The following is a 3,176-nucleotide window of genomic DNA, read 5'->3' as shown; positions in this document are numbered from 1 at the left end:
AACGCCTTACGAATACATATGCAAAATCTGGACATCAGAGCCAGATCGATTCATCCTAAATCCGATCCACCAGATGCGGGGACTGAACACCTAAGCGAATGGTGGCGCTTCCGGAAGCAAACATGCAGAAGGAGTCGAGCGGGCGGATATGTTCGCTATTTGGCGGTGAACCTTCGCACATTCACCTCTTAGTCAGGGCCATTTTGCGCAAGTTCTCGGCTTCTTCCGCAAAGACCGCCCTCAAATCGGCCAAAGAAATTGGCTTGATCAGAAAGCGTCCGACGTTGATATCGCGAGCGTCACCAATTAGCCGTGCCGCAACAGCATTCGTCATCGATCCTCCTGTGATGAAACGTATTCGAAACAGGTTTTCGGGATCAGAAAGCGTTTTGATGACGTCAATGCCATCTACATCGGGCATCATAACGTCACACAGGACAAGCGCCGGTTCCGTTTCCATTTTCAGGACCGCCAGCAACTCAGAACCATCGTGACAGGTCGTGACATGCCAGCCCTCAAGCGCGGCCACTTTTGCGCAGAACTCAGCGAATTCGATATTGTCGTCTGCGATGAATAAATTCATGTCATTGCCTCTCGGTACCGTAACAAACTTGACTGCTTGCAGTGATCTTCGCAATGCACCACAGACTAAAATTGCAGGTCAAACATTGAAAAAGTTGTCCTTCAATCTTTCTTCTTGATCAAAGTTGCGATCGAGCCCAGCAAATCTATTTGGCTTACAGGTTTCATTAGACGGATGTCCTCGGCTCGTAACCCGTTCCCGTGGACCATGGCTTCGTTAGCATAGCCCGACATGAAGACAAACGCGACGCTTGGATCGACTGCCCGAATGGCTTTTGCCAGATGCGTGCCCTGCAAATTACCTGGCATGACGATATCTGTCACTATGACGTCAAAGGTTCGGTTGTTGTCCCAGAGGGCCATCGCATCGTCGCCTGACCGTGCCGTCGTGACGTCAAGGCCGACCCTTGTCAGCAGTTCCTCGAGGGCAGTCAAAAGGTCAGCATTGTCTTCGACCAACAAAATTCGCTTGCCTTTAAGATTAGACAGATCCTGGGTCTGGACAGATTGCGGTAGTGGCATACCGCTCTGCGGTTCGGCATTGAAGTAAAGTTTCAACGTGGTGCCAACGCGCGGCTCCGAATAGATGCGGACTGTCCCTCTGGACTGCTTCATGAAGCCTTGCACCATGGACAAACCGAGCCCCGTCCCCTGGCCAAGCGGCTTGGTCGTGAAGAAGGGGTCGAACACTTTCTTCAAATCGCCTTCCTTAATTCCGGTACCCGTATCGCTGACGGCAATCATGACATAGCGTCCCGGCAGCAAATCCTCACCACGATCAGCGATGTAGTCATCGTCTATGCGGATATTTCCGGTTTCGATCGTCAACCGTCCACCGTCCGGCATTGCATCCCGCGCATTCAGCATCAAGTTCAAAAGCGCGTTCTTGGCCATACCTGCATCGGCGGTAAACTGCCAAAGGTTCGCCAAAAGCGAGGTCTCTATTCGAATGTTCGCCGGCAAAAGGCGGGCCGACCAGTTCACCACATCGCGAACCAGATCGTTGGCCTGCAGAGAGGTCGGTTCCAGATGCGAACGACGCGCAAAGCCTAACATATTCCGTGTGAGATCCGCGCCGCGCTGCGTCGCATCAAGTGCATTTTCAACAAAAACAGTTTGTTCGGGTCCTTGGATCGTGGCCTTCAGCAACTCCAGATTGCCCATGATAACGGCGAGAATGTTGTTGAAATCATGCGCCATTCCGCCTGCGAGGCTTCCGATCGCTTCCATCTTTTGTGCTTGGCGGAGTTCATTTTCCATATCGACCAGGCGAGTGACATCTTGAAGCGTTCCAACGAGGCCTGTGACCTCTCCTGCCGGATTCAGAATGACTTCTCCGCTGTCCACGACGTTGACCATCGACCCATCGGGGCGTTGCATACGATGCAGGCAGGAAAACTGCCCCTTTGATTTCAGCGCTTTATCGACGGCGACGCGAACTTTCGCTTGGTCTTCCGCCGGAACGAAAGCCCAGGCACCCTCGATCGTTTTCGGAAACTCTTCGGGTTCAAGCCCACAGATCCGGCCTGTCGCTTGGGACCAGTACAAGTTACCGTCGGAGTCCGTTTTCCAGCGCCCAAGTTGGGCGATGCGTTCCGCCTGAAGAAGAAATGTTTCTTGTTCTTCCAGCTTGAGTTTATCGTTTTCCGCTTGGAGGCGTCGCTTGGATTGAACGTAGGCGATCACCAGCGCCCCGGCGACAACAGAAAACATGCACAGAATGGCTATGGAATACAGGATTCCGCGTCGGCGTGCCAACACATCCAGAATTTCTCGCTCGAATTCTCCGATGCTCCGCGCGGCGTCCACGTCCGATACGCGAACACGCTCATCAACCTCGGCAGTCGTCAAGTCCTCTCGTCGTGCAACGCGGGCAGTATCCAGCATTTCGCGATAGGTCGCCAATGTCGATATGACGTCTGTCATCTCTGCTTGTACGCCCAGCCTTGCTGCCTGAACTTCGATCTCAGAGATCGTTGCAGCAGCGGTAATGTAGTCCTCCAAGGCCGCATCCAGATAACCATCTTCGTCAGGGCGAAGTATGAAATTCTTGAAGTTGTGGATGAACCCGTCATACCCGAGCGACCGCTCAAGCTGGATAAACAGGCGCGGCAGGGCATAGGATGCGCGTTCGAATTGCACAAACCGCAGACTGACGAACCCCATCACGAATACAGCGCAGATAGCTGCCAATAAGGGCAACAGCTTATGCGAATTCGATAAGTTCATGTTCGAAAGCCTCACTTATAAGAACCAACAATTTCGCATGCTCGAAATTTCGTCATCAATGTCCAACGAACACGTTCATTTGGGTACAGAACGGCCGCCTCGTGCCTTGCAATCTCGTCGAACACGCATGGCACTTCGTGTTCGAGCATTCCCGTACACTCATGTCAACGATGCAGGCATGCATGGCACCAAGCGTCTGGATGGATGAATGACCGGTTCGGGAAAGCTGCAACGTAGCGTGTGATCGCCATGCGAATGTCTCTTGTCGGCCGGGTCTGTGTGGGAACTCGAGGTTCAGGTATACTGCGTTCATCAGTTGGAGGTGTGGATGTCGGGCTATATCGAGGGAGTGGACCGGGACCAGA

2 protein-coding genes are annotated in these 3,176 nt (G+C 53.0%); both read right to left on the bottom strand.

Annotated features, from left to right (window positions below; translation table 11 throughout):
* Positions 1–181: 181 nt before the first annotated feature.
* On the bottom strand, positions 182–583 hold the full coding sequence (locus ACOYQJ_RS26120) for a response regulator (protein ID WP_422908803.1): 402 nt from the start codon (positions 581–583) through the stop codon (positions 182–184).
* Positions 584–684: 101 nt separating this feature from the next.
* Entirely contained in the window at positions 685–2,811 is a 2,127-nt protein-coding gene (locus tag ACOYQJ_RS26115) for an ATP-binding protein (RefSeq protein WP_422908802.1), read from the bottom strand.
* Between the last annotated feature and the right edge of the window lie 365 nt (positions 2,812–3,176).

Source organism: Pacificoceanicola algae (assembly GCF_049341065.1).
Lineage (GTDB): Bacteria > Pseudomonadota > Alphaproteobacteria > Rhodobacterales > Rhodobacteraceae > Pacificoceanicola.
The sequence above is the reverse complement of the archived record's forward strand: the minus strand, read 5'-3'. Positions and strand labels throughout refer to the sequence as shown.